Here is a 24,323-nt window from a genome sequence, read left to right as displayed (position 1 = left end):
TGATCCGCGCCCGTGAGCGAAGCGGAAACCAGGCGCGCCATCGAAGCCGTATGGCGGATCGAGGCGCCAAAACTCATCGCAGGACTGACCCGGATCGTCCGGGACATAAGCCTCGCCGAGGAATTGGCGCAGGACGCGCTGGTGATCGCCCTCAAGACGTGGCCGGAAAGCGGCATCCCGCGCAATGCCGGGGCGTGGCTGATGGCTACCGCCAAGAGGCGGGCGATCGACTATTTCCGCCGCAACAAGGTTTTGGCCCGCAAGCTGGATGAGCTGGGCTACGACATGGAAACCGATGGCGAACAGGGGGGCGAGGATGCCCTGGCCGAGAGCCTGGACGATGATGTGGGGGACGACCAGCTCCGCCTCATCTTCACGGCCTGCCATCCCATCCTGTCGGCGGACAGCCGCGCCGCGCTGACGCTGCGGCTCCTGGGCGGGCTCACCACCGAGGAGATCGCGCGGGCGTTCCTGGCGAGCGAGCCCACCATCGCCCAGCGCATCGTGCGCGCCAAGAAGACCATTGCCGAGGCCGGCGTCCCGTTCGAGGTGCCGCAGGGTCCGGAGAGGGCGGAGCGGCTCGCCTCGGTGCTCGAGGTCCTCTACCTCATCTTCAACGAGGGCTACTCGGCCACCGCGGGTGAGGACTGGCTGCGCCAGGACCTGTGCGAGGAGGCGTTGCGGCTTGGCCGCGTGCTGGCCGGGCTCGCCCCCGGGGAGGCCGAGGTGCATGGGCTGGTGGCGCTGATGGAAATCCAGGCCTCGCGCTCGCGCGCCCGCACCAATGGCGCGGGCGAACCGGTGCTGCTGCTCGAGCAGGACCGCTCGCTCTGGGACCAGATGCTGATCCGGCGCGGCCTGGTGGCGCTCGAGCGCGTGCGGGCGCTGGGCGGGGGCGGACCCTATGCGCTCCAGGCGGCAATCGCGGCGTGCCACGCCGAGGCGCGCACGGCCGAGGCCACCAACTGGGGGCGCATCGCCGCGCTCTATACCCGGCTGGGCGAGATCTCGCCTTCTCCCGTGGTCGATCTCAACCGGGCGGTCGCCTATGGCTTCGCCTTCGGGCCGCAGAGCGCCCTCACCATTCTCGAGGGCCTGCGCGATGAGCCGGCGCTCAAGGGCTACCACCTGCTTCACGCGGTGCGCGCCGATTTTCTCTTCAAGCTCGGCCGCATGGACGAAGCGCGCGAAGAATTCGAGCGCGCCGCCACGATGACCCGCAATGCGCGCGAAAAAGCGCTGCTCGAAAAGCGCGCCGCCGAGGCGCTGGAGCGGGCCTAGTCCCGGCGGACGAACGCGAGCGTGTGTGGCCGCTAGGCCAGGCGCTGGCGTATCGCGATCTTGACCGTATCGAGCAGTACCGCGGCCAGCACCAGCACGCCCAGGATCACCTGGGTGTAGTTGGCCGGCAGGCCCATCAGGTTGATGGCGGTGTGGATCGAGGAGAGCAGCAGCACGCCGGCATAGACGCCCGGCAACTGGCCGACGCCGCCCTTCAGGCTCACTCCGCCGATGACCACGGCGGCGAAGGCGTTGAACAGCATGCCCGTGCCCAGGTTGGCCGTGGCGCCCGACGTGCGGATGGCCAGGAGCCAGCCGGCCAGGCCGGAAATCGCCCCCGCCAGCACGAAGGCGATCATGAGCACCCGGTCGACCTTGATGCCGGCGCGGTAGACCGCCGCCTCGTTGCCCCCGATCATGGTCAGGTGCCGCCCGAACGGGGTCTTGGCCAGGATGAAGGTGAAAACCGCAAAGCAGGCGATGGCGATCCAGGCGATGAGCGGGATGTAGAGAATGGTCTGGATGCCGATGATGCGGATGGCCGGCGCCAGGTCCTGGGCGGACCGCCCGCCCGAAATGGCCACCACGAGCCCGCGCACCCAGATGTAGGAGGCCAGGGTAACGATGAAGGCGTTCATCCTGACCTTGACCACCAGCAGGCCGTTGACAGTGCCGATCACCGCGCCGACCGCCAGGGCGAGGAAGAGGGAGATCGGGATCAGCAGCCAGTCGGGCGAAACCGTCCAGCCCCAGCCGATGCCGCCCGAACAGAAGAGGATGCCGGTGACCATGGCCGAAAGCGCCGCCACCGATTCGACCGAAAGGTCCATGTGGCCCGCAATGACCACGAGGGCCAGCCCGATGGCCATGACGCCCACGAAGGTGGATTGCTCCACGATATTGGCGAAGATGCCGATCTGGAAGAAATGCGGCACGAACAGCGAAAAGGCCGCCAGCACCACGATCAGCAGCACCCAGACCAGGTTGTCGAGCAGGAATTCGAGCGCGGCGCGGTTGTGCGGCGTCACGTTTGCCCCCTAGGCACGATGGAAGGACCGGGGCGGACGGAGGTCCGTCCCGGCTTTGGGAAAGGCTAGTCGGTGACCGATGTCACCGGGGTCGCGGGCACCTTCATGTTGCCCCAGAACTTCGGGTCGTCGACATTGTCCTTGGTGATGGCGGCGCCGGGGATCTTGATGTTGGGGCCCCAGGCCTCCTCGGTCACCACGCCCTTGAGGCCGAGCACGTCGTATTCGCCCGGCTTGATGGGCTTCTTGTTGACGACGAGGTCGGCGAACATGGCGATGGCGGCGGCCTGGGCGAAGAGGGGTTGCTCCACTTCCACCTGTTCCCAACCCTTGCGGATGAGGTCGAGGCCCACCGGGGCGCCGTTCGAGGACATCAGCAGCACGTCGCCCGGCTTCTTGCCCTTGGCCTCGAGCGAGGCCACCGCGGCGACGGCCAGGTGCGCGGCGTGCACGAAGATCAGGTCGATGTCCGGATTGGCCAGCAGCTGGTCCGACACGATCGTGCCGGCATTGGAGGCTTCCCACTGCATGGCGGGCAGCGAGATGATCTGGACGGCGGGGAAGTCCTTCATCTTCTCCTCGAAACCCTTCTGGATATCGAGCGTATAGGGATCGGAGGGGTCGCCGAGGACCTGCAGGACCTTGCCCTTGACCTCCCCGTTCTTTTCCTTGAGCAGGCGCTGGGCCTCGTCGGCCGCGATATGGCCGATCTCGACGGTGCCGGCGACGGAGGTGAAGTCGGACGGGGTGTCGGTGATCTGGCGGTCGAATTCCATCACCGGGATGCCGGCGGCCCGCGCCTTCTCGATCGAGGGCTTGAGCGCATTGAAATCGACGGCGGCGAGCACGATCGCGGCGGGCTTGAGGGCGATGACGTCGTTCATCTGGCCCTGCTGCACGTCGGTCTTGTTGTCGGCGTTGAGCGTCACCGTCTCGTAGCCGACCTGCTTGAGGAACATGGTGATGGCATCGACCGAGGCGGTCTGGAATTCATCGAGGAGGGTGGGCACGAGGTAGTAGATCTTGCCCTTGGCTTGAGCATCCTGGGCGAAGGCCGGCGAGAACGTGGCGGCGAGCACCGCCAGTGACGCCAAGACTGCTAGAATGAACTTCTTCATGAGTAGCGCTCCTGACTGCTTGTTGCCGGGATTGGCTTAAGCCGATCGCTCCACGGCCGGCCCGGCACCGGCAAAGGATTCGCCGGTGATCATCCTGACCACGGCGTCGGGGCTTGTCTGGGCAGTGGCGACGTCGCCGGCCACCAGGCCCTGGCGGATCACCACGATGCGGTCCGCCACCTGGAAGGCCTGGGGCATGATATGAGTGATGATGATCACCCCGATGCCCTGGGCGGCGACGTTCTTGATCATTTCGAGCCCGCGCCGCGTCTGCTCGACGCCGAGGGCCGCGAAGGGCTCGTCGAGCAGCACGAGCTTGCCGCCCCAGTGCACGAACCGGTTGAGTTCGATGGCCTGGCGCTGGCCGCCCGAGAGATGCTCGACCTTGGTGCGCAGCGAGGGGATCCTGGTGCCGGCGCTGGCCATGGCCTTGGCGACGGCGGCCTCCATCTCGCGCTCCTGGAGCACCGGGATGCCCAGGACCTTCCTGGTGAGCTCGCGCCCCATGAAGAAATTGGCGACCACGTCGACATTGGTGCATAGCGAGAGGTCCTGGTAGACCGTCTCGATGCCATGGGCCTTGGCTTCGGCCGGAGAGTTGGCGCTATAGGGCCGGCCCTCGAAGACCATGTGGCCAGAGCTCGGCTGCAGGCCGCCGGCGATGATCTTGACGAGGGTGGATTTGCCCGCGCCGTTGTCGCCGAGCAGCGCCACCACCTCGCCGCGGCCCACCGAAAAGCTGATGCCGCGCAGGGCCTCTATGGCCCCGTAATTCTTGGTGATGTCGACCAGCTCCAGGAGCGGCGGGCGGGTGGTCATCTACTCTTTCCCCTCGAGTAACGATCCCACTGATGGGGAAGCGTATGCGTGGGAAAGAGCGGGCGTCAAATGAATAATGAAGGCGCCGGGAGGGGTTAGGGGCGGCGTGCCGCCCCTTTGCAGGGTGGTTCAGGCGGCGATGGCGACGTCGAGCGCCAGGGTCACCATGTCGGTGAGCGAGGACTGGCGGTCGGCCGCCGAGAGGGCTTCCCCGGTCACCAGGCTATCGGTCATGGTGCATACGGCCAGGGCGCGGACGCCGAAGCGGGCGGCCAGCGTATAGAGGGCGGCGGCCTCCATCTCGACGCCGAGCGCTCCGTGCCGGATCACCGCCTCGTACGACTTGAGGCCATCGTCGTGATAGAAGATGTCCGAGGAGACCATGTTGCCCACGTGATAGGGCAACCCCGCCTCCTCCGCCCGCGCCACGCAGGCGCGCAGCAGGTCGAAATCGGCGATGGGCGCGAAATTGTAGGGTCCGAAGGCATCCTTGACGAGGGTGGAGTCGGTGGTGGCGCCCTGGGCGATGATGAGGTCGCGCACCTTGACCTTTTCGGCCAGGCCGCCGCAGGTGCCCACGCGGATGAGGTTCCTGACCCCATAGAAGTTGATGAGCTCGTGCACATAGATCGAGAGCGAGGGCTGGCCCATGCCGGTGGCCTGCACCGAGACGGGCTTGCCTTTCCAGGTGCCGGTGAAGCCCAGGCAGTTGCGCACCGCATTCACCTCGCGCGCGTCCTCGAAGAAATTGTCGGCGATCCATTTGGCGCGCAGCGGGTCGCCGGGCAGCAGGACGGCCGGGGCGTAGTCGCCGGCCTTGGCACTGTTGTGCGGGGTCATTGGCAGAGCCTCTCGTTCAGGTCGAGCCAGACACTGCCCGGATTGACTTTGCCGCGTCAATTGCGGTTCGCTTGGGGCGGCCGATTTGGCCGAGGCGGAGGCCCGATCCCATGTCCGGAACCATCGAAGCGAAGGTCACGCAAAGGTTCGCCGTGCCGCCCGAGAGGGTGATGGAGGCCTGGCTCGACCCGGTCAGCGTGCGCGAGTGGATGGCGGCGTCGTTGCGCAGCGCCGGTCTCAGCGGGGAAATGGGGCGGGTCGAGATCGATGCGCGGGTCGGCGGGCGCTTCGCCTTTTCCGATTTTCGGGCCGATCGCGAGGCGGTGTCCTGGGGCGAATACCGGACCCTCGACATGCCCAGCAAGCTCGCTTTCACCTGGTGGACCTCGCCCGAGGAGGAAGAGGCCGATACCTCGCTGGTGACGCTGATCCTCGAGCCGGCCGGAACGGGGTGCGTGGCCACGCTCTTTCACGAGATGGATGCCGTCTGGGAGCCTTATCGCGCCCGCACCGAGCGCGGTTGGGAGCGCATGCTGGCGGCCCTGGCGCAATGGCTTGAACAAAGCGGTTCTTGACCTCGCTTTCAGGGTGGTTCATTGAAACCGGCGCATCTTTTCGGGCTGCGCCGGTATTTCCGTTCTTTGGCTCTTGGGAATGCGGAGACATATGATGGTCGCAAAGGTTTTCATCGACGGCGAAGCGGGTACGACGGGTCTGCAGATCCGCGAGCGCCTGGTCGGTCGCCGCGACCTCGAACTGCTCTCCATTCCCAGCGAGCGCCGCAAGGACGTTGCGGCCCGCGCCGAGCTGCTCAACGCTGCCGACGTGGCAATCCTGTGCCTGCCGGACGATGCGGCCCGGGAGAGCGTGAGCCTGATCACCAACGACACCACCAAGGTCATCGATGCCTCGACCGCCCATCGCGTGGCCGAGGGCTGGGCCTATGGCTTTGCCGAGCTGAGCCGGGAGCAGGCCGGCGTCATCGCCTCGGCGCGGCGCGTGTGCAATCCGGGCTGCTGGCCGCAGGGGCCGATCGCCATGCTGCGCCCGTTGGTCGAGGCGGGGCTGGTGCCGGCCGATTTCCCGGTCACCGTCAACGGCGTCACCGGCTATTCGGGCGGCGGCCGGGCCATGATCGAGGATTACCAAAGCAAGGGCGACGAAGCGCCCGAGTTCATGCCCTATGGCCTCACTCTCAAGCACAAGCACCTGCCCGAGATGCAGAAATACGCCGAGCTGACGCGCGTGCCGCTGTTCATGCCGTCGGTGGGCAACTTCTCCCAGGGCATGCTGGTGGCGGTGCCGCTCCAGCTCGGCATCCTCGACAAGGTGCCGACGGGCGCCCAGCTCCACGCGGCCATTGCCGACTATTATGCCGGCCTCCCTTCGAGCTTCGTGGAAGTGGCCCCGCTGGCCGCTGTCGAACGCACCGCCGAGCTCGACCCGGAGAGCTACAACAACACCAACCGCATGCGCCTGCACGTCTTCTCCAGTGACGAGAAGGCCCAGGCGATCCTGGTGGCGGTCTACGACAATCTCGGCAAGGGCGCCTCGGGCGCGGCCGTGCAGAATCTCAATCTCATGCTGGGGGTCGACGCGGCCACCAGCCTTGCTGCTTAGGAGTTTTGGCGAATGGACAAGTTCACCTCGCTGACCGGCGTCGCCGCGCCGCTGCCGATCATCAATATCGACACCGATATGATCATCCCCAAGCAGTACCTGAAGACCATCAAGCGGACGGGTCTGGGCACGGCGCTGTTCTCGGAGATGCGCTATAACGAGGACGGCACCGAGAACCCGGATTTCATCCTCAACAAGCCGGCCTATCGCGGCGCCCAGATCATCATCGCGGGCGACAATTTCGGCTGCGGCTCGAGCCGCGAGCATGCCCCCTGGGCGCTGCTCGATTTCGGCATCCGCTGCGTCATCTCGACCAGCTTTGCCGACATCTTCTACAATAACTGCTTCAAGAACGGCATCCTGCCGCTGGTGGTGAAGCCCGAGGAACTGGCGCTGCTGCTCGACGATGCCGAGCGCGGCTCGAACGCTACGCTCACGATCGACCTGGAAAGCCAGACCATCAAGGGACCGGACGGCGGCACGCTGCATTTCGACATCGACCCGGCCCGCAAGCACATCCTGCTCGAAGGGCTGGACGACATCGCCTCGACGCTCAAGCACGACACCCAGATCGGTGGCTTCGAGACCAAGATGGCGGCCGAGCGCCCCTGGATCTGAGCCGCTTACACCGGGGCGGGCCATGGTGCAGCGCGTTTCGACCGGCTCGCCCTTTGAAGCCACTTTCGGCTATTGCCGGGCCGTTCGGCACGAGGACACGGTCTATGTCTCGGGCACCACGGGATACGACTACGCGACCATGACCATGCCCGAGGACGTGGGCGCCCAGGCGTCCAATGCGCTGGCGACCATAGGCAAGGCGCTCGGCGAGCTCGGTTCGGACATTTCGGACGTCGTGCGCGTCACCTATTATGTCGGCGACCGCTCCTATGTGAGCGCGGTGGTCGCCGCGGTGGGCCCGGTCTTCAAGGACATTCGCCCTGCCGCCACCATGGTCATCGCCCAGATGATCGAAGAGGCGATGAAGGTCGAGATCGAGGTCACCGCCCGGATCGGGGCCGGCAGATCCTGATGACGGCGAGGGCTCGGGTTCCGCCCGGCTCCAGCCCTACCACCCGTAATCGAGCACCGTGAGCGTGCGCAGGCGGCCATTGTCCATCCACTCGATGGTGGCGTTGCGGTGCATGCCGATGAGCGCGGCGCCCACCGCGCCCAGGATCGGCACGTCGCCCTTGGCCGGCACCACGCCGCGCGGATAGGTCAGGCGCCCGAGGCGCTGGATCGGCTCGTCGTCGAGCCGGAAACGCACGCGGTGGCCCATGGAGACGCCTGCCGGATCCCAGGGCTGGCACACATCGGCCCGGCTGAGCTCGCGCACCAGGTAGGACGACACATACGGCATGTGGCCGCTGACCCGCTCGGCCAGGAGCATGACGCGGTTGTAGTCGTCCGAATTGATGAGGATGTCGGGCAGCGGGGCGGAGGTGAGCAAGGCACGTCTCGAAAGCGATCAGCGCTCTTCACTCTAGGCCGGAAAGCTGCACCGTCAATAGGCCGGTTGCACAAATGTGCGCCAAATTGCGTCAGCCTTGTTGCCCTAGTCAAAATGCTGTGGCACGTATCACGCCTTATTATTGCGCATGATGCCTAATGTATCATCAAATGAGGGTGCCGAAATGTCCGATGACAGCTTGCTAGACCGTGCTCTTGTCCGCCTGGAGGCGGCGGCGAGCCATTTGCAGATCGATCCGGACGTCATCGAGAAACTCAAATATCCGCGCGAAACCACCAAGATGCGGCTGATGATCCGCATGGACGACGGCTCGCGAAAGTCCTTCCTGGCCTGGCGCTGCCGCTATGACGATACGCGCGGGCCGACCAAGGGCGGCATCCGCTTCCATCCCGACTCGACCGTAGAGGAGGTCGAGACGCTCGCCTTCTGGATGACCTTCAAATGCGCGGTGATGGACCTGCCCTATGGCGGGGGCAAGGGCGCGGTGCGCGTCGATCCGCGCACGCTCTCCAAGAGCGAGCTCGAACGCCTGTCGCGCGCCTATATGCAGGCCTTTGCCAAGGTCGTGGGCCCCAACCGGGATATTCCGGCGCCCGACGTCTATACCAATGCCATGATCATGGGCTGGATGGCCGACGAATATAGCCAGATCGTGGGCGAGGTCTCCCCGGCCGTCATCACCGGCAAGCCTATCGCGCTGGGCGGTTCGCTCGGCCGCAACGACGCCACGGCGCGCGGCGGCTACTACCTCGTGCGCCATCTCGCAGGCGAGCTGGGCCTGGGCGAAAACATGCGCGTGGCCATCCAGGGGTTCGGCAACGCCGGCCAGTTCTACGCCAGACTTGCCGCAGGAGACGGCCACAGGATCGTGGCGGTTTCCGATTCCTCGGGCGCCATCCATTCCGATGCTGGCCTCGATGTCGAAAAGCTCATCGCGGGCAAGGCCGAAGGCCAGTCGGTCGCCGCGCTTGCCGGCGTGCTGGGCGCCCGGGTCATTCCGGCCGAAGACCTCGTCGGGGTCGATTGCGAATTGCTGGTTCCGGCGGCGCTCGAGGACATGATCACGGTCGGCAACGCCGCTTCCATCAAGGCGAAGGTGGTGCTCGAGCTCGCCAACGGCCCGGTCACGCCCGATGCCGACAAGATCCTGGAGGAACGCGGGATCGTGGTCCTTCCCGACATTCTCGCCAATGCCGGGGGCGTCACCGTCTCCTATTTCGAGTGGGTGCAGAACCGGCAGGGCTATTACTGGGATCTCGAGGAGATCCATGCGCGGCTCAGGAAGATCATGGAGCGCGAGGGGCGGGCGATCTGGACGATTGCGCGCGAGCGCCAGGTCACGGCGCGGACCGCGGCCTATGTGCACGCCCTCGGTCGGCTCTCGACCGCCATCGAGGCGCACGGCACCCAGCCGTTCTTCGCCAGCTGACCGGCAGGCGAAAAAAGTCCCCGACCGAACGCGATGGGGGTCTCCCGGTCTTGCCCGGGAGGCCCCCATCGCTGTAACTAGCCCTACTCAAATTCCCAAGGACGCTTGCCTATGGCCACCCAGAACCTCTTCCTTTTGCCCGGCGACGGCATCGGCACTGAAATCATGGCCGAGGTGCAAAAGCTCATCGACTGGCTCAATGCCAACGGCAAGACCGACTTCGCCACCGACACGGGGCTGGTGGGCGGTTGCGCCTATGACAAGCACGGTGCGGCGATTTCCGAAGAGGACATGGCCAAGGCCCTCAAGGCCGACGCGGTGATCTTCGGCGCGGTGGGCGGCCCCAAGTGGGACAATGTTCCCTATGAAGTGCGCCCGGAAGCGGGCCTGCTGCGCCTGCGCAAGGATCTGGGTCTCTTCGCCAACCTGCGCCCGGCCATCTGCTACCCGGCGCTGGCCGACGCCTCCTCGCTCAAGCGCGAGCTGGTGGAAGGACTCGATATCCTCATCGTGCGCGAACTCACCGGAGGCGTCTATTTCGGCGAGCCCAAGGAGATCACCGATCTCGGCAACGGCCAGAAGCGCGCCGTCGATACCCAGGTCTACGAGACCTACGAGATCGACCGCATCGCCCGCGTCGCCTTTGACCTCGCCGGCACCCGTTCCAAGAAGGTGCACATGGCCGACAAGAAGAACGTCATGAAGTCGGGCGTGCTCTGGAGCGAAGTGGTCGCCAGCGTCGCCAAGGATTTCCCGGCCATCAAGTACGAGCACATCCTGGCCGACAACGCCGCCATGCAGCTGGTGCGCAATCCCAAGCAGTTCGACGTCATGGTCACCGATAACCTCTTCGGCGACATCCTTTCGGACGCGGCGGCCATGCTCACCGGTTCGCTCGGCATGCTGCCGTCGGCGTCGCTGGGGGCGCCCGATGCCGCGACCGGCAAGCGCAAGGCGCTTTACGAACCCGTCCACGGCTCGGCTCCCGACATCGCCGGCAAGGGCATTGCCAACCCGATCGCCATGATCGCCAGCTTCGCCATGGCGCTGCGCTATTCGTTCAACATGATCGAGCTGGCCGACAAGCTCGAAGCCGCCATCGCCGGCGTCCTGGCCGATGGCCTGCGCACCGGCGACATCGCTCAGGACGGCAAGAAGACCGTGGGCACCGAGGAGATGGGCGCGGCCATCCTGGCCAAGCTCGCGGCCTGATTTCGTCAGAATTTTATCGATTGGGGAGCGCGGGATGCCTGGTGGGTGTCCCGCGCTTCGCGTTTCTAGCCGCGCTTTTCGAGCCCGAAGGCTTCGGCCAAGAGCGCAATCGAGCGCAGGCGCAGGTCGTAGCTGTGGATGGTGGTGGCGATCATCACTTCGCTGGCGCCGGTGCCCTCGATCTTTTCGAGGATCTTGCGCTTGACCGTCTCGGGCGAGCCGACGATCCAGAGCGGGCGCTGGTTCTCGATGATGGCGCGTTCATGGGGGGTATAGGCGTGGGCCGCTGCCTCTTCGGGAGCGATGAGCTTGCGGGCCTGGCCCGAGTGGAACAGCGCCCAGCTCAGCTCCTGGGAACCGGAGAGGAACTGCGCTTCCTCATCGGTCGGGGCGCAGACCACCGACAGGCAGACGATGGTGTGCGGCTCGGGAAATTGCGCCGAGGGTACAAACCCTTCGCGATAGGCATCGAAAGCCGGCTTGGGCGGGGTGGCCGAGAAATGGGCGGCAAAGGCGTAGCCCATGCCCATCTGTCCGGCCGCATTGGCGCTGGCGCCGCTCGATCCCAGCAGCCAGATCGGGGGCAGGGCGATGTTGTCCGGAACGACGCGCACGGCCCCGAATGGGTGGCCCTGCGGAAAACTCTCGGTATCGAAGGCCAGGAGCTCGGCGAGCTGCTCGGAAAAATGCTCGCCGCCGAAGGAACGCAGCGCCTGGAGCGTGCGCCCGTCACTGCCCCCGGCGCGGCCGATCCCCAGGTCGACGCGCCCCGGATAGAGCCCTTCGAGCGTGCGGAAATCCTCGGCGACGCGCAGCGGCACGTGGTTGGGCAGCATCACCCCGCCCGAGCCGACGCGGATGGCGCTGGTATGGGCGCCGGCGCTGGCGATGAGAATATCTGGCGAGGACGAGGCGATCGAGGGCATGCCGTGATGCTCGGCATACCAGAGGCGCGTATAGCCGAGCGCTTCCCCGGTCGTGGCAAAGCGGACGGTCTCGGCAAAGGCTTGGGCCGTGTTCGTGCCTTCCGCGATGGGAGCGAGGTCGAGCAGGGACAGCGGGATGATGGGGGCCATGACGGTTCAATGATTGTTGAACTAACTACGTTCATATATCGGCATTAACCGATGAAGAGCAACCTGAAAGCCTCACCCTGAGTGAAATCAGGCGCTTGGCCGGAGGTCGGGTTTGACAGGGCCGGCCACCCATGCGTTCATTACGCCAACATGACTGGGGCAGAAGATGCTTCGACCGATTTCAGTAGCGTTCTTGTTGTTGAGCACTCTTGCCGTGGCGACGCCCGCCAGCGCCCAGGCGCTGGGCGGTGTCGAGGTGCGTGGCGGCATTTTCGGCCATAGCGTGGATGGCAGCGACGGCTTCCATCTCAATCGCATCGAGGACGTCAATTTCGAGGCGTTGTTCACCATGCCTCAGCTCGACAGCTTCATCTGGCTGGGCCAGGTGCGGCCCCATGTCGGCGCGACGGTCAATCTCAACGGCGGCGAATCGATGGCCTATGCCGGCCTTTCCTGGACGGTGCCCCTGGGCGAAACCTTCTTCGTGGAAGGTGCGTTCGGCGCCGCGGTCCATAACGGGGCGCTCCACGATGCCGTCGCCCCGGCGCGAAGCCTGGGTTGCCCGGTGCTGTTCCACGAAGCGGTCAGTGTCGGCGCCAACCTCACCACCAACGCTTCGATCATGGTGACGGCCGAACATGCCTCCCATGCGGGGCTCTGTGGAGACGACAATCGCGGGCTGACCAATCTCGGCGTCAGGCTCGGCTTCAAGTTCTAGATCGCGGCCGGCGCGAAAAAGCCGGATTTCTTCTATCCCCTGCCGAATGCGGTCGGCGATGAGGGTGGCGTATGAAGAGAGTATGGCTCGGTCTTGCGGGACTGTGCCTGTGCTGCGTTTCCGCGCAGGCGCAGGATTTCGGGCTGTCCGAGGTGCGCGTGGGCGTGCAGTCGCACGACGCCTATAACGGCTTCCTGCCCTTCACTTCCGAGAATTACCGCTTCAACGGCATCACCGACCTCAGCTTTGACGTCATCTTCCGCTCGCCCGAAGTCGATGCCTTCCGCTGGATCGGCTCGCCGCGTCCGCGCATCGGGGCGACGGTGAGCATGCAGGGGCTCGATTCGATTGCCCATGCCGGCCTGCTCTGGCAATTGCCGCTGGGCGATACCTTCTATCTCGAAGCCGGGTTCGGCGCGGCCATCAATACCGGTTCGCTGGGCGAAACCAGCCTGCCGCACCGCCGGTTCGGGTGCCGCGTGGGCTTTTATGAATCGTTCGGGCTAGGGGCCAATCTCAGCGCCAATACCACCATGACCCTCACCTATGAGCACACGTCCAACAACGGGTACTGCGAGTACAATGACGGGCTGAGCAATATCGGGCTGCGGCTGGGCTTCAAGTTCTAGGGGTCAGGCCGCCTGGCCGGCCGCGAAGCCGGAGGCCCAGGCCCACTGGAAGTTGTAGCCGCCCAGCCAGCCGGTCACGTCCACCACTTCGCCGATGAAATGGAGGCCGGGCACCTGGCGCGCTTCCATGGTCTTGGAATCGAGGTCGCGGGTGTCGATGCCGCCCAGGGTGACTTCGGCGGTGCGATAGCCTTCCGAGCCGACGGGCTTGAGCGTCCAGGCCTTGACCGCAGCGACCACCTTTTCGAACTTGGCGTCCGAAAAATCCCCGATCATGCCGGGCAGGTCGAGTTCTTCGCCGATGAGCTGGGCGAGGCGCTTGGGCAGGTGGCTGGCGAGCACGGTCTGGATGGCGAGCTTGGGCGTCGCCTTGCGGGCCTGCCGGAGCGCGGCGAGCATGTCCAGGCCGGGCACGAGGTCGATGGCGATGGCGTCGCCCTCGCGCCAATAGCTCGAAACCTGCAGGATCGCGGGGCCGGAGAGGCCGCGATGGGTAAAGAGCAGCGCTTCCTCGAAGCGGGTCTTGCCGTGCGAGACCACGGCGTTGGTCGAAACGCCCGAGAGTTCGCGCAGGGGCTCGAGCACCTGTTCGGCGAAGGTCAGCGGCACGAGGGCCGGGCGGGTCTCGGTGACGCGCAGGCCGAACTGGGCGGCGAGCTGGTAGCCCAGGCTGGTGGCGCCCATCTTGGGGATGGATTTGCCGCCCGTGGCGACGATGAGCTTTTCGCAGCTCACCGCCTGGTCCGAGAGCACCAGGGCAAAGCCGGCTTCGGTCTTTTCGGCGCGCTCGAGGCTCGAGCGCAGTTTGAGCGTGACCCCGGCGCCGGCCATCTCCTGGACCAGCAGGTTGATGATCTGGGTCGAGGGACCATCGCAGAAGAGCTGGCCCAGGGTCTTTTCATGGAAGGCGATGCCGTAGCTGCGCACCAGGGCGATGAAGTGCTCGGGCGTATAGCGGGCAAGGGCGGAGAGGGCGAAGCGGGGGTTCTGCGAGAGGAAGCGCTCGCGGCCGGTGGCGGTGGTGGCGTTGACATTGGTGAAGTTGCAGCGCCCGCCGCCCGAGATGCGGATCTTCTCGCCCGGATCGGCGGCGTGATCGACGATCAGCACCTTGCGGCCGCGCTTGCCCGCCTCGATGGCGGCCATCATGCCGGCAGCGCCGGCGCCCAGAATGACGATGTCGTAGTGGCTCATGGCGCCTCATTGCGGGTTTTGCGGACAAAGCGCAAGCGTGCTAGAAGGTGCGGCGCTACGCGAGTTCATTGACTCTTTGTCATTTGAGCGTATGTAGCACCCGACGGATCAGACGGACGCTCGCTTTGATGTGCGGCAATTTCGACATGCTGGAGAACGCGATCGCAGGCGCAAGCCGCGGCGATTTCCTGCGCGCCCGTCCGAAAACTACCAAAACCACCAAAACCGCCTAGACCTGTCCCCGGGCCGTCTCCCGCCGGGGAGAGGCAGAGCCTAATGGGCCGCGGCGGTGCCGCGCGGGGGGTAAGACAAGGCAAAAGGACCGGAAGTCCCATGGGTTATCGTGTTGCAGTCGTCGGAGCCACAGGCAATGTGGGCCGCGAGATGCTCAATATCTTGGCCGAACGCAAGTTCCCGGCCGACGAAGTGGTGGCGCTCGCCTCCTCGCGCTCGATCGGGCGCGAAGTCTCCTATGGGGACGGTGTGCTCAAGTGCAAGGACCTGGAGAATTTCGACTTCAGCGGGGTCGATTTCGTCTTCATGTCGGCCGGCTCGAGCGTCGCCAAGGAATGGGCGCCGCGGATCGGGGCGGCCGGAGCCATCGTCATCGATAACTCCAGCTACTGGCGCTATCACTCTGACGTGCCGCTGGTGGTTCCGGAAGTGAACCCGCAGGCGCTCGACGCGTTCCTCGCCAATCCCAAGCGCAACAACATCATCGCCAATCCCAATTGCTCGACCGCGCAGATGGTGCTGGCGCTCAAGCCGCTGCACGATGCCGCCAAGATCAAGCGCGTGGTGGTCTCGACCTACCAGTCGGTGTCCGGCGCCGGCAAGGAAGGCATGGACGAGCTCTGGGCCCAGACCAAGGGCATCTTCGTCAACGACACGCCGACCCCGGCCAAGTTCTCTAAGCAGATCGCCTTCAACGTCATTCCGCACATCGATGTGTTCATGGAAGACGGCTACACGAAGGAAGAGTGGAAGATGACGGCCGAGACCAAGAAGATCGTCGATCCCAAGATCAAGGTCACCGCCACCTGCGTGCGCGTGCCGGTCTTCGTCGGTCACTCCGAAGCCATCAACCTCGAATTCGAGAACCCGATCTCGGCCGACGAGGCCCGCGAAATCCTGCGCGAGGCGCCGGGGATCTCGGTCATCGACAAGCGCGAGGCGGGCGGCTACGCCACCCCCATCGAATCGGTCGGCGAATACGACACCTATGTCTCGCGCATCCGCGAGGACGTGACGGTTGAGAACGGGCTCGTGCTCTGGGTGGTTTCGGACAACCTGCGCAAGGGCGCCGCGCTCAATGCCATCCAGATCGCCGAAACCCTCATCGAGCGGGGGCTGGCCGCCAGGGCCGCGGCCTGATCGCCGCCAGATGCAAAGCTAGGACGGGGCCTTCGGGCCCCGTTGTTTTTCGGTCCATCCGTGAAGGTACCTGCCGCCATGTCTGCGCGCGACATCCTGCTCGCCCTCTTCGTCGTCGTCATCTGGGGGCTCAATTTCGTGGCGATCAAATGGGGCGTGGAGGAGATGCCGCCGCTGCTGCTGACGGCGCTGCGTTACCTCGCGGCTGCCTTTCCGGCGGTGTTGCTGGTCAAGCCGCCCAAGGTGGCGCTGCCGGTGCTGCTGGTCTATGGCCTGGCGGTGGGCGTGCTGCAGTTCGGGCTGCTGTTCTCGGCCGTCCACCTCGGCATGCCCGCGGGGCTCTCCTCGCTGGTCATGCAGGTCCAGGCCTTCTTCACCATTGCGCTGGCGGTGCTGTTCCTGGGCGAGCGTCCGGGCGTGCCGCAGCTGGCCGGCGCTGTCATTGCCTTTGCCGGCATCGGGGTCATCGCGCTCGAGCGGCTCGAAGGGGCGGCGCTGGTGCCGCTGCTGATGACGGTGGGCGCCGCCTTTTTCTGGGGCGTTTCAAATATCGCCACCAAAAAGGCCGGCAAGGTCGACATGTTCGCCTTCGTGGTCTGGGGGAGCCTGGTGCCGCCATTGCCGCTCCTGGCGCTCTCCCTCCTTCTCGAAGGACCGGACGCCATGATGGCAGGGCTCACCCATATGAGCCTGCGCACCGTCGGCTCCATCGCGTTCCTGGGCTACTGCGCCACGCTCATGGGCTATGGGCTCTGGAGCTACCTGCTCGGACGCTATCCGGCGAGCGTGGTGGCGCCGTTCTCGCTGCTGGTGCCGATCGTGGGGATGGCGAGCGCGGTGGCGATCCTGGGCGAGCCGCTCAGCCTCATCGAGGTGCTGGGGAGCGGGCTGGTCTTTGCCGGGCTGCTGCTCAACGTCTTCGGGCCCAGGATGCTGCGCCGGCTCGCACCCGCCCAATAAAAGAAGCCGCCCCGGAGGAGCGGCCTCATTGCTAGTCGGCTGACAAGCTTACTGAGCAGCCGGGGCCGGCAGGCTGGCCAGCTCTTCAGCGGAGAGCTCGCCCGAGCCATCGGCGTCGGCGGCCTTGAATGCGTCTTCGGTCAGATCCTTCCAGACAGCCTGGGCTTCGGCGAGGGAAACCGTGCCATTGCCATCGGTATCGACGGTCGTGATGTCGACGGTGTTCTGAGCGAAGGCACCCGAGGTAGCGAGAGCCAGAGCAGCAACCGAGATGAGGATCTTCTTCATGGGAATAGTCCCTGTGTTTTTGGTTATAAGCAGCCCCGTCCATCGACGCAGCTGACGGTCGCTCCCTGCGAACCGTGATTGAAATCGTGATCGGGGATTGTGACTGCCAAAGGCAGAAATCGCGGCGGAATCGGGAAAAGATTCGGATGTTTTCGTGGCTGGCGCTCGAACTAGAATAATCAGTTATTCCAGATAGTTATGCCAAATAATTCGGCTGATAACGCCTTTTGTGCAGCACAAATCGCGCGCGTTGAGAGAGGGTGTGGCGCTGGCCTTTCCAAGAAGCGGCAGTAACAAGGCAATCACGGCAGCGTGAGCCTGAAAGCGCTGCGAGGCGTGACTGGAGCGCGGGGGCGCGACAACGAAAAGAAGCCGCGCGCGGTGGGCGCGGCTTCCGAAATGAAAGGCCTTTGACCGGCGTTACTGGGCCGGCGGGGTGGTCGCCTCGTTCTGGCTCTCGCCATCCTTGGGGGTGTCCGAGGTCAGCGAGCCGGTGCCCGGGGTGGCAACCTTGACGAATTCTTCTTCGTTCAGGCCGCCGCTGTTGTCGGCGTCGGCGTTCTTGAATTCTTCCTCGGTCACCTGCGGGTACTGCACGTGCAGCTCTTCCCAGGAGACCTCACCGCTCTTGTCGCCGTCGGTGGTAGCGAAATCGGGCGTAGTCTGAGCAAGGGCGGCACCAGCACTGAGCACGAGGGCTGCCGCTGTCGTCAGCATGATCTTGTTCATGGCTCTAACCTTTTGTTTTTGCATTTGAAGCCGCCGGCCAGGGGGAGGATCCGGCCTGCGGGGCGGTCGTTTTCGACCACAGCCGATGAACGTCCCCATTGCAGGGGAGTTGCCCTATGCAAATCAACAAAAAGTGCTGGAACCTTAGCGGCGCCGTTAAATTTCGGGCCGGTCGAAATCGCCGGTATCGGGGTCCATGAGCCACAATTCGCCGGTCGAAATGTCGAACCAGGCGCCGTGCAGAGCCAGGCGCCCCTCGTCCTCGAGGGCCTTGATGAAGGGGAAGGTGCGCAGGTTTCCGATCGAATGGCGGATCGAGATGCGCTCGAGCGCGGTGCGGCGCTCTCCTTCGGTCATCCAGGAGTTCTTGTTGACCTGGTCGGCCACGGGGTTGAGCAGGCTCACCCAATTGCCCACGAAGTCGAACTGCTTGATGGCGGCGCTATCCAGGTTCAGCGCGGCATGGATACCGCCGCACCGGCCATGGCCCATCACGATCAGGTCCTTGATCTCGAGCTGCTTGACCGCGAACTCGATGGCCGCCGAGGTGCCGTGCAGGTTGGCGTCCGGCTGGTAGGTCGGCACCAGGTTGGCGATGTTGCGCAGGACGAACAATTCGCCCGGCCCGCTGTCGAAGATCGTCTCGGGGGCTGCGCGGCTGTCGCAGCAGGCGATGATCATGGCCGTGGGGCTCTGGCCTTCCTTGGCCAGGTCACGATAGCGCTCTTCCTCGCGGGCATAGCGGCCCGACATGAAGTTGGAATAGCCGTTGAGCAGAAACGCGGGAAAACGATGCATGACGGTTGAATTAGCGGTAAGTAACCGCCGGATCAACAGCAATCGCCACATAGGCGAAATGCAAGGGATAGCGATGCAGATTTATCGTTTCTTGACCGGGGAAGACGATTCGGCCTTCTGCCACAAGGTAACCAAGGCGCTTTCGGAGGGCTGGACCCTCCACGGATCGCCCTCCTACGCGTTCGACGGCGCCACCATGAAGATGCGCTGCGGGCAGGCCGTCACCAAGCAGGTGAGCGAGCAGCCCTACGATCCGGACAAGAAGCTGGTCGACTACGTCTAGCCGAAGATCTTGGAGAGCGCGGCGTGCTGGAGCAGCATGATGGTCTTGGCGTCGATGATCTCCCCGCTCGCGATCAGGCCGAACGCTTCCTCGAAGGCCATCTCGATCACCTCGATGTCCTCGCCCTCGTGATGGAGGCCGCCCCCGTCATTGACGCGTGAGCCTTCGTCGTAGAGCCCGATGAAGCAGTCGAGCTTTTCGGTCACCGAGCCGGGGCTGGCATAGGCAACGAAGGCGTGGATGAGGGCGGTGGGGCGATAGCCGGTCTCTTCTTCCGATTCGCGCCGGGCGCAGGTTTCGGGAGTGTCCCCGTCGAGCAGGCCCGCGCAGACTTCGAGCAACCAGGCCGGGTCGCCATTGTGCAGCACCGGGTAGCGGAACTGGCGGGTGAGGACGACATTGCCGGCCTGCGGGTTGCACAGAAGCACCGCGGCGGCGTTGCCGTGGTCGTAGGTTTCGCGCGTCATCGCCTGCCAGGTGCCGTCGCGGCGCCGCATTTCCAGATGCGTTTCGCTCAGCGTTCCCCAGCCCTTGGCCAGCATGGATCGGGAGAGGATCTTGACGTTTTCGGACACGGCCGGCTCCAGCTTGAACTCCCGCGCGAGGTAGTCCCAAAAGCGCGCCGATACAACAGGGCAAGCTGAACCACGGTTAAACGACCGGTTCAGGGCGGATTGGGCGGGCGGTCCTTATCAGGGCGCTCCATTGCAGGCGGTCCAGGCGGATCGCCGAGGAAAATGGAGAACACCTGAATGCGTATCCTCTCTCTTGTCGCTCTCGCCGGCGTGCTGTCGGCCGGTCTTTCCACCGCCGCCCTGGCGGGAACTCAGTCGACCCTCCTCTCGTCGGGCAATTTCGAGAACCGCTGCGATCGCAATGGCGGTCTGCTCGAATTGATCGATGAGGGCGCGGTCTGCCACGCGGCCGGCGTTTCGGTCGCCTGCAGCTTCGAATCGATCCGCGCCGACTGCCGCTGGGATGGCCGCCGGCTCCTCGTCGTCGATCGCCTGCTGGGCCTGCCCGATGCCGAGGCGCTGGCCGGAAACGGCAATGGCGGCCCGGTCAAGAAGAAGGGCGGCGGCGGCTTCCAGAATCCCAACCTGCCGCTCAAGAGCAAGTAAGGCGCGTTTTCGATGGCGGTCCGCCCCGATTGGCGGCCGCCGCTTGCATTTCCTTCATAGGTTAGACCTAAGACGGACATAGGAGGCTTTGACGAACGCCCTTGAGGGTACTAGAAGTCTCGAACCGTTCCAGACTGCGTCGGCCATATCCCCGGCCGACCTCCGAGCGAGGCTTCATGACTACGCGTCCGCGCCCTCTTTCTCCGCACCTTCAAATCTACCGCTTCACCATTACGATGGCGATGTCGATCGTCCAGCGCGGCACCGGCATGGCGCTTTATGCCGGTACCATCCTGCTCGTGGCCTGGCTCGTCGCCGGCGCCTGGGGCGAGGGGCCGCTCGGCGTGGTGACCTTCATCTATGGCAGCTGGTTCGGCCAGCTCGTGCTGTTCCTGGCCACCTGGGCGCTGTTCCAGCACCTCTTGGGCGGCATCCGGCACTTCATCTGGGACTCAATCCACGGGCTCGAGCCCGGTCAGCGCGAGGCCATCGCCTGGGCCAATCTCATCGGCTCGGTGATCCTGACCCTGGTGGTCTGGGCCGTCTTCGTCTGGTTCAGGGGGTAAGCCAATGGACAAGAGCGTCATTTCCAATCCCAAGAGCCATTACGGCTCGGGCAAGCTCGCCACCCGGCACTTCATCACCCAGCGCCTCACCGGGGCGCTCGGCATTGCCTTCACCATCTTCTTCATCTGGCTGGTGGTCCGCCTGGCCGGGGCTGACCGTGCAGAGATGCTGGCCGTCATCGGCAACCCGTTCGTGGCCATCGTCACGGCGCTGCTGGTGATCAATGTCTGCGTCCACATGCGCATCGGCATGCAGGAGGTCATCGAGGACTATATCGATGATCCGCGCCTGCACTCGCTCACCATGCTGCTCAACAATTTCTTCTGCCTGGCGATCGCCGTGATCGGCGTCCTCGCCATCGCCAAGATCGCTCTCTGGGGTTAGTGCCTGATGACGGCTTATGAAATCATCGACCACGAATTCGATGTCGTGGTTGTCGGCGCCGGCGGCGCGGGACTGCGCGCCACGCTGGGCATGGCCGAACAGGGCCTCAACACTGCCTGCGTCACCAAGGTTTTCCCGACCCGCTCCCACACCGTGGCCGCCCAGGGCGGCATTGCCGCCTCGCTCCAGAACATGGGGCCCGACAGCTGGCAGTGGCACATGTACGATACCGTCAAGGGCTCGGACTGGCTCGGCGACAACGACGCCATGGAGTATCTCGCCCGCGAGGCTCCGGCGGCGGTTTACGAGCTCGAGCACTATGGCGTGCCCTTCTCGCGTACCGAAGACGGCAAGATCTACCAGCGCCCGTTCGGCGGCCACATGACCGAATTCGGCGACGGTCCCCCGGTGCAGCGTACCTGCGCCGCCGCCGACCGCACCGGCCACGCCATCCTCCACACGCTCTACGGCCAGTCGCTGCGCCACAACGCGCAGTTCTTCATCGAGTATTTCGCGCTCGACCTCATCATGAGCGATGACGGCGTCTGCCAGGGCATCATCGCCTGGAAGCTCGACGACGGCACCCTGCACCGCTTCCGCGCCAAGATGGTGGTGCTGGCCACCGGCGGCTACGGGCGCTCGTATTTCTCGGCGACCTCGGCCCATACCTGCACCGGCGACGGCAACGGCATGGTGGCGCGCGCCGGCCTGCCGCTCCAGGACATGGAATTCGTGCAGTTCCATCCCACCGGCATCTATGGCGCGGGCGTGCTCATCACCGAGGGCGCGCGCGGCGAGGGCGGGTATCTGGTCAATTCGGAAGGCGAGCGCTTCATGGAGCGCTACGCCCCCAACGCCAAGGATCTGGCCTCGCGCGACGTGGTCTCCCGCTGCATGACGCTCGAAATCCGCGAAGGGCGCGGCGTCGGCCCCAAGAAGGACCACATCTTCCTCCACCTCGACCACCTCGATCCGGCCGTGCTGCACGAGCGCCTGCCGGGCATCACCGAGAGCGCCAAGATCTTTGCCGGCGTCGACCTCACCCGCGATCCGATTCCCGTGCTGCCGACCGTCCACTACAACATGGGCGGTATCCCGACGAACTATCACGGCGAAGTGCTGAACCCGGCTCCGGGCGCCTTTGACCGCGTGGTCCCCGGCCTCATGGCCGCCGGCGAAGCCGCCTGCGCCTCGGTGCACGGCGCCAATCGCCTGGGCTCCAATTCGCTGACCGATCTCGTGGTCTTCGGCCGTGCCGCGGCCCTGCGCGCGGGAAAAGTCATCGACCGCGCCGCCCCGATCCCCGGCATCAACCGCGCCCAGGACGAGAAAATCCTCGCCCGCTTCGACAAGCTCCGCTACGCCAACGGCAACGCCCCGACCGCCGTGCTGCGCGAAAAGATGCAGCGCACCATGCAGGAGGACGCTGCCGTCTTCCGCACCGGCGAAACGCTCCAGCAGGGCGTCAAGCGCATGACCGAGGTTTACGGGCAGCTCAAGGACATCAAGGTCACCGACCGCTCGATGATCTGGAACTCCGACCTGGTGGAAACGCTCGAGCTCGAAAACCTCATGGCCAATGCCATGGTGACGGTGGTTTCGGCCGAAGCGCGCAAGGAAAGCCGCGGGGCGCATGCCCGCGAGGATTTTCCCAACCGCGACGACGTCGAGTGGCGCAAGCATACGCTGTCCTCGATCGATACCGATACGGGCGTCGTCAGCCTCGACTACCGCCCGGTGCATGTCGATCCGCTGACCCCGGAAAACGAGGGCGGCATTCCGCTCAAGAAGATCGCGCCCAAGGCGCGCGTCTACTAAGGGAAGTCGGCAATGTCGCTCGCACCCGCTGGCTATTCCGGTACGCCCCTGGCCCAGAAACTGGGCCTCAAGGACGGACAGCGGGTGCTGTTTCTCGATCTTCCCGCTGAACTCGCCGAGTTGGCCGAGGCGCGTGATTTTGCCGAAACCCGCCGCGCCGGATGGGATGGTCTCGCCGGGGCCGAGGGTTTCGATTTCGTCCACGGCTTCACCGCCTCGCGTGCGGTGCTTGAAGATGCCGCCAAGCCCTTTCTTGGCGCCATCAGGCGCGATGGGATGGTCTGGGTTTCCTGGCCCAAGAAGGCCAGCAAGGTGCCCACGGACATCACCGAGGACGTGATCCGCGAGGTCCTGCTGCCGGTGGGGCTGGTGGACGTGAAGGTGGCGGCGGTCGATGCCGTCTGGTCGGGGCTCAAACTGGTCATCCGGAAGGAATTGCGGTGAAGTCTTTTCTGACACTTGGGGTGCTTGCCCTGGCCCTGACGGCCGGGCCGGCGTTCGCCGGGGCGCCCACGGCGGCCCAGAAGTCCGAGTTCAAGAGCGTTTGCCTCGGCATCAGTGGCGATGAGACGCTGTGCACCTGCAAGGCCGATGCCGCCATGAAGCTCATCGACGAGCGCATGATGGGTTACGTCATCGCCGGGATGAAGGGGGCCGGAAACGCGCCCCAGGACGTGCAGAAGGAATGGAACGAGTACGTCGCCCGGTCCAACCAGATCTGCAAGCCGAACTACTAGTATCTTTCGAGGACAGGACGAATGGTCCAGCTCACGCTTCCCAAGAACTCCCAGATCAAGGTCGGCAAGACCTGGCCGAAGCCCGACAGCGCGGCCCTGCGGGAATTCCGGATCTATCGCTACGATCCGGACACCGAAGCCAATCCGCGCATCGATACCTATTGGGTCGATACCAAGGATTGCGGACCGATGATCCTGGACGGCCTGCTCTGGATCAAGAACAAGGTCGATCCCACCCTGACGCTGCGGCGCTCGTGCCGCGAAGGCATCTGCGGCTCGTGCGCGATGAATATCGACGGGTTCAATACCCTGGCCTGCACCAAGGGCATGGATGACATTTCCGGGCCCATCAAGGTCTACCCGCTGCCGCACATGCCGGTAGTCAAGGATCTGGTTCCGGACCTCACCACGTTCTACGCCCAGCACCGCTCGATCGAGCCCTGGCTCAAGACCACCACGCCCACGCCCAGGACCGAGTGGCTGCAGTCCAAGCCCGAGCGCGCCAAGCTCGACGGGCTTTACGAATGCATCCTGTGCGCCTGCTGCTCGACCTCGTGCCCCAGCTATTGGTGGAACGGGGAGAAGTACCTGGGCCCGGCCATCCTGCTCCAGGCCTATCGCTGGCTTATCGACAGCCGCGACGAAGCCACCCAGGAGCGGCTCGACGATCTCGAGGATCCCTTCAAGCTCTACCGCTGCCACACCATCATGAATTGCTCCAAGACCTGCCCCAAGGGTCTCAACCCGGCCAAGGCCATCGCCGAGATCAAGAAGATGATGGTCGAACGCAGGGTTAGCGCCTAAGCTCGCCGCCGCAGCGGCAGGAGAG

The 24,323-nt window shown here is 65.0% G+C and carries 30 protein-coding genes; 19 read left to right on the top strand and 11 right to left on the bottom strand.

The features are described 5' to 3' along the window. Positions 1-12: 12 nt before the first annotated feature. Positions 13-1,281, top strand: coding sequence for an RNA polymerase sigma factor (locus FNA67_RS20885; RefSeq protein WP_147658013.1), 1,269 nt, complete (start codon positions 13-15; stop codon positions 1,279-1,281). 32 nt (positions 1,282-1,313) lie between these two features. Here the strand turns inward: FNA67_RS20885 and FNA67_RS20880 are convergent, their stop codons facing one another. From FNA67_RS20880 to deoD, 4 genes are all read right to left on the bottom strand, one after another. Further along, positions 1,314-2,309: an ABC transporter permease gene (locus tag FNA67_RS20880; protein ID WP_049706987.1), complete on the bottom strand. Its 996-nt coding sequence runs from the start codon at positions 2,307-2,309 to the stop codon at positions 1,314-1,316. 65 nt (positions 2,310-2,374) lie between these two features. Beyond that, positions 2,375-3,427 (bottom strand): sugar ABC transporter substrate-binding protein, encoded by a 1,053-nt coding sequence (locus tag FNA67_RS20875; RefSeq protein ID WP_147658012.1) that lies wholly within the window; start codon positions 3,425-3,427, stop codon positions 2,375-2,377. A 36-nt stretch (positions 3,428-3,463) separates the two neighbouring features. Beyond that, positions 3,464-4,246: an ATP-binding cassette domain-containing protein gene (locus FNA67_RS20870; RefSeq protein ID WP_147658011.1), complete on the bottom strand. Its 783-nt coding sequence runs from the start codon at positions 4,244-4,246 to the stop codon at positions 3,464-3,466. A 129-nt stretch (positions 4,247-4,375) separates the two neighbouring features. Further along, positions 4,376-5,086, bottom strand: a complete 711-nt coding sequence (gene deoD, locus FNA67_RS20865; protein WP_049706984.1) for a purine-nucleoside phosphorylase — start codon at positions 5,084-5,086, stop codon at positions 4,376-4,378. 110 nt (positions 5,087-5,196) lie between these two features. Between deoD and FNA67_RS20860 the strand changes: the two genes are divergently transcribed. From FNA67_RS20860 to FNA67_RS20845, 4 genes are read left to right on the top strand one after another with little or no spacing between them, the layout of a single operon-like run. Next, positions 5,197-5,661, top strand: coding sequence for an SRPBCC family protein (locus tag FNA67_RS20860; RefSeq protein ID WP_049706983.1), 465 nt, complete (start codon positions 5,197-5,199; stop codon positions 5,659-5,661). A 34-nt stretch (positions 5,662-5,695) separates the two neighbouring features. After that, positions 5,696-6,706: an N-acetyl-gamma-glutamyl-phosphate reductase gene (gene argC, locus FNA67_RS20855; RefSeq protein WP_280176988.1), complete on the top strand. Its 1,011-nt coding sequence runs from the start codon at positions 5,696-5,698 to the stop codon at positions 6,704-6,706. Positions 6,707-6,718: 12 nt separating this feature from the next. Next, positions 6,719-7,324: a 3-isopropylmalate dehydratase small subunit gene (leuD, locus tag FNA67_RS20850; RefSeq protein ID WP_049706982.1), complete on the top strand. Its 606-nt coding sequence runs from the start codon at positions 6,719-6,721 to the stop codon at positions 7,322-7,324. A gap of 22 nt (positions 7,325-7,346) precedes the next feature. Beyond that, positions 7,347-7,736 (top strand): RidA family protein, encoded by a 390-nt coding sequence (locus FNA67_RS20845; protein ID WP_147658009.1) that lies wholly within the window; start codon positions 7,347-7,349, stop codon positions 7,734-7,736. A gap of 36 nt (positions 7,737-7,772) precedes the next feature. Here the strand turns inward: FNA67_RS20845 and FNA67_RS20840 are convergent, their stop codons facing one another. Then, positions 7,773-8,156: a hypothetical protein gene (locus FNA67_RS20840; RefSeq protein WP_049706981.1), complete on the bottom strand. Its 384-nt coding sequence runs from the start codon at positions 8,154-8,156 to the stop codon at positions 7,773-7,775. A gap of 184 nt (positions 8,157-8,340) precedes the next feature. On the opposite strand from FNA67_RS20840, the gene FNA67_RS20835 reads away from it, so the two are divergent. Both FNA67_RS20835 and leuB read left to right on the top strand, forming a co-directional pair. Then, a complete protein-coding gene (locus FNA67_RS20835; protein ID WP_147658008.1) occupies positions 8,341-9,606 on the top strand; it encodes a Glu/Leu/Phe/Val family dehydrogenase in 1,266 nt (421 codons plus the stop codon). 111 nt (positions 9,607-9,717) lie between these two features. Continuing rightward, on the top strand, positions 9,718-10,818 hold the full coding sequence (leuB, locus tag FNA67_RS20830; RefSeq protein WP_147658007.1) for a 3-isopropylmalate dehydrogenase: 1,101 nt from the start codon (positions 9,718-9,720) through the stop codon (positions 10,816-10,818). A gap of 65 nt (positions 10,819-10,883) precedes the next feature. On the opposite strand, the gene FNA67_RS20825 is transcribed toward leuB, so the two are convergent. Beyond that, a complete protein-coding gene (locus FNA67_RS20825) occupies positions 10,884-11,894 on the bottom strand; it encodes an LLM class flavin-dependent oxidoreductase (protein ID WP_147658006.1) in 1,011 nt (336 codons plus the stop codon). Positions 11,895-12,093: 199 nt separating this feature from the next. Here FNA67_RS20825 and FNA67_RS20820 point away from each other — a divergent pair, with 199 nt between their 5' ends. Both FNA67_RS20820 and FNA67_RS20815 read left to right on the top strand, forming a co-directional pair. Then, positions 12,094-12,612 carry an acyloxyacyl hydrolase gene (locus tag FNA67_RS20820; RefSeq protein WP_170267384.1) on the top strand — a complete coding sequence of 173 codons (519 nt, stop codon included), beginning with the start codon at positions 12,094-12,096 and terminating at the stop codon, positions 12,610-12,612. A 71-nt stretch (positions 12,613-12,683) separates the two neighbouring features. Next, a complete protein-coding gene (locus FNA67_RS20815) occupies positions 12,684-13,241 on the top strand; it encodes an acyloxyacyl hydrolase (protein ID WP_049706977.1) in 558 nt (185 codons plus the stop codon). A 3-nt stretch (positions 13,242-13,244) separates the two neighbouring features. On the opposite strand, the gene FNA67_RS20810 is transcribed toward FNA67_RS20815, so the two are convergent. Further along, on the bottom strand, positions 13,245-14,435 hold the full coding sequence (locus FNA67_RS20810) for a BaiN/RdsA family NAD(P)/FAD-dependent oxidoreductase (protein WP_147658005.1): 1,191 nt from the start codon (positions 14,433-14,435) through the stop codon (positions 13,245-13,247). A gap of 333 nt (positions 14,436-14,768) precedes the next feature. Between FNA67_RS20810 and FNA67_RS20805 the strand changes: the two genes are divergently transcribed. Together FNA67_RS20805 and FNA67_RS20800 are read left to right on the top strand one after the other, a co-directional pair. Next, positions 14,769-15,809 (top strand): aspartate-semialdehyde dehydrogenase, encoded by a 1,041-nt coding sequence (locus FNA67_RS20805; RefSeq protein WP_049706975.1) that lies wholly within the window; start codon positions 14,769-14,771, stop codon positions 15,807-15,809. A 78-nt stretch (positions 15,810-15,887) separates the two neighbouring features. Continuing rightward, positions 15,888-16,769 (top strand): EamA family transporter, encoded by an 882-nt coding sequence (locus tag FNA67_RS20800; protein ID WP_147658004.1) that lies wholly within the window; start codon positions 15,888-15,890, stop codon positions 16,767-16,769. Between the two features lie 48 nt (positions 16,770-16,817). Here the strand turns inward: FNA67_RS20800 and FNA67_RS20795 are convergent, their stop codons facing one another. The 3 genes from FNA67_RS20795 to FNA67_RS20785 all read right to left on the bottom strand — a co-directional run bounded on the left by FNA67_RS20795 (position 16,818) and on the right by FNA67_RS20785 (position 18,584). Next, positions 16,818-17,057 (bottom strand): EF-hand domain-containing protein, encoded by a 240-nt coding sequence (locus FNA67_RS20795; protein ID WP_049706973.1) that lies wholly within the window; start codon positions 17,055-17,057, stop codon positions 16,818-16,820. Positions 17,058-17,477: 420 nt separating this feature from the next. Further along, positions 17,478-17,786 carry an EF-hand domain-containing protein gene (locus FNA67_RS20790; RefSeq protein ID WP_049706972.1) on the bottom strand — a complete coding sequence of 103 codons (309 nt, stop codon included), beginning with the start codon at positions 17,784-17,786 and terminating at the stop codon, positions 17,478-17,480. A 156-nt stretch (positions 17,787-17,942) separates the two neighbouring features. Beyond that, positions 17,943-18,584: a carbonic anhydrase gene (locus FNA67_RS20785; protein WP_049706971.1), complete on the bottom strand. Its 642-nt coding sequence runs from the start codon at positions 18,582-18,584 to the stop codon at positions 17,943-17,945. A gap of 73 nt (positions 18,585-18,657) precedes the next feature. On the opposite strand from FNA67_RS20785, the gene FNA67_RS20780 reads away from it, so the two are divergent. After that, positions 18,658-18,867, top strand: a complete 210-nt coding sequence (locus FNA67_RS20780; RefSeq protein WP_049706970.1) for a DUF1737 domain-containing protein — start codon at positions 18,658-18,660, stop codon at positions 18,865-18,867. On the opposite strand, the gene FNA67_RS20775 is transcribed toward FNA67_RS20780, so the two are convergent. Next, positions 18,864-19,442, bottom strand: a complete 579-nt coding sequence (locus FNA67_RS20775) for an NUDIX domain-containing protein (protein WP_210246407.1) — start codon at positions 19,440-19,442, stop codon at positions 18,864-18,866. The genes FNA67_RS20780 and FNA67_RS20775 overlap by 4 nt on opposite strands. Before the next feature lie 177 nt (positions 19,443-19,619). On the opposite strand from FNA67_RS20775, the gene FNA67_RS20770 reads away from it, so the two are divergent. The 7 genes from FNA67_RS20770 (at position 19,620) to FNA67_RS20740 (ending at position 24,298) form a co-directional block, all read left to right on the top strand. After that, complete coding sequence (locus tag FNA67_RS20770; RefSeq protein ID WP_147658003.1) at positions 19,620-19,988, top strand: hypothetical protein; 369 nt, start codon at positions 19,620-19,622, stop codon at positions 19,986-19,988. A gap of 176 nt (positions 19,989-20,164) precedes the next feature. Next, positions 20,165-20,554, top strand: a complete 390-nt coding sequence (gene sdhC / locus FNA67_RS20765) for a succinate dehydrogenase, cytochrome b556 subunit (RefSeq protein WP_049706968.1) — start codon at positions 20,165-20,167, stop codon at positions 20,552-20,554. 4 nt (positions 20,555-20,558) lie between these two features. After that, positions 20,559-20,939 carry a succinate dehydrogenase, hydrophobic membrane anchor protein gene (gene sdhD / locus FNA67_RS20760; protein WP_049706967.1) on the top strand — a complete coding sequence of 127 codons (381 nt, stop codon included), beginning with the start codon at positions 20,559-20,561 and terminating at the stop codon, positions 20,937-20,939. A 6-nt stretch (positions 20,940-20,945) separates the two neighbouring features. After that, complete coding sequence (gene sdhA, locus FNA67_RS20755) at positions 20,946-22,757, top strand: succinate dehydrogenase flavoprotein subunit (protein ID WP_147658002.1); 1,812 nt, start codon at positions 20,946-20,948, stop codon at positions 22,755-22,757. A 12-nt stretch (positions 22,758-22,769) separates the two neighbouring features. After that, positions 22,770-23,201 (top strand): DUF3052 domain-containing protein, encoded by a 432-nt coding sequence (locus FNA67_RS20750; RefSeq protein WP_147658001.1) that lies wholly within the window; start codon positions 22,770-22,772, stop codon positions 23,199-23,201. After that, positions 23,198-23,494: a hypothetical protein gene (locus tag FNA67_RS20745; protein ID WP_049706964.1), complete on the top strand. Its 297-nt coding sequence runs from the start codon at positions 23,198-23,200 to the stop codon at positions 23,492-23,494. Before FNA67_RS20750 ends, FNA67_RS20745 begins: the two co-directional genes overlap by 4 nt. A gap of 21 nt (positions 23,495-23,515) precedes the next feature. Then, the gene (locus tag FNA67_RS20740) at positions 23,516-24,298 is read left to right on the top strand and encodes a succinate dehydrogenase iron-sulfur subunit (protein WP_147658000.1); all 783 of its coding nucleotides are present in this window, start codon (positions 23,516-23,518) and stop codon (positions 24,296-24,298) included. Positions 24,299-24,323 lie beyond the last annotated feature (25 nt).

The sequence above is a fragment of the Youhaiella tibetensis genome (assembly GCF_008000755.1).
Classification (GTDB): domain Bacteria; phylum Pseudomonadota; class Alphaproteobacteria; order Rhizobiales; family Devosiaceae; genus Paradevosia; species Paradevosia tibetensis.
This window is presented reverse-complemented; position numbering and strand designations above follow the sequence as displayed.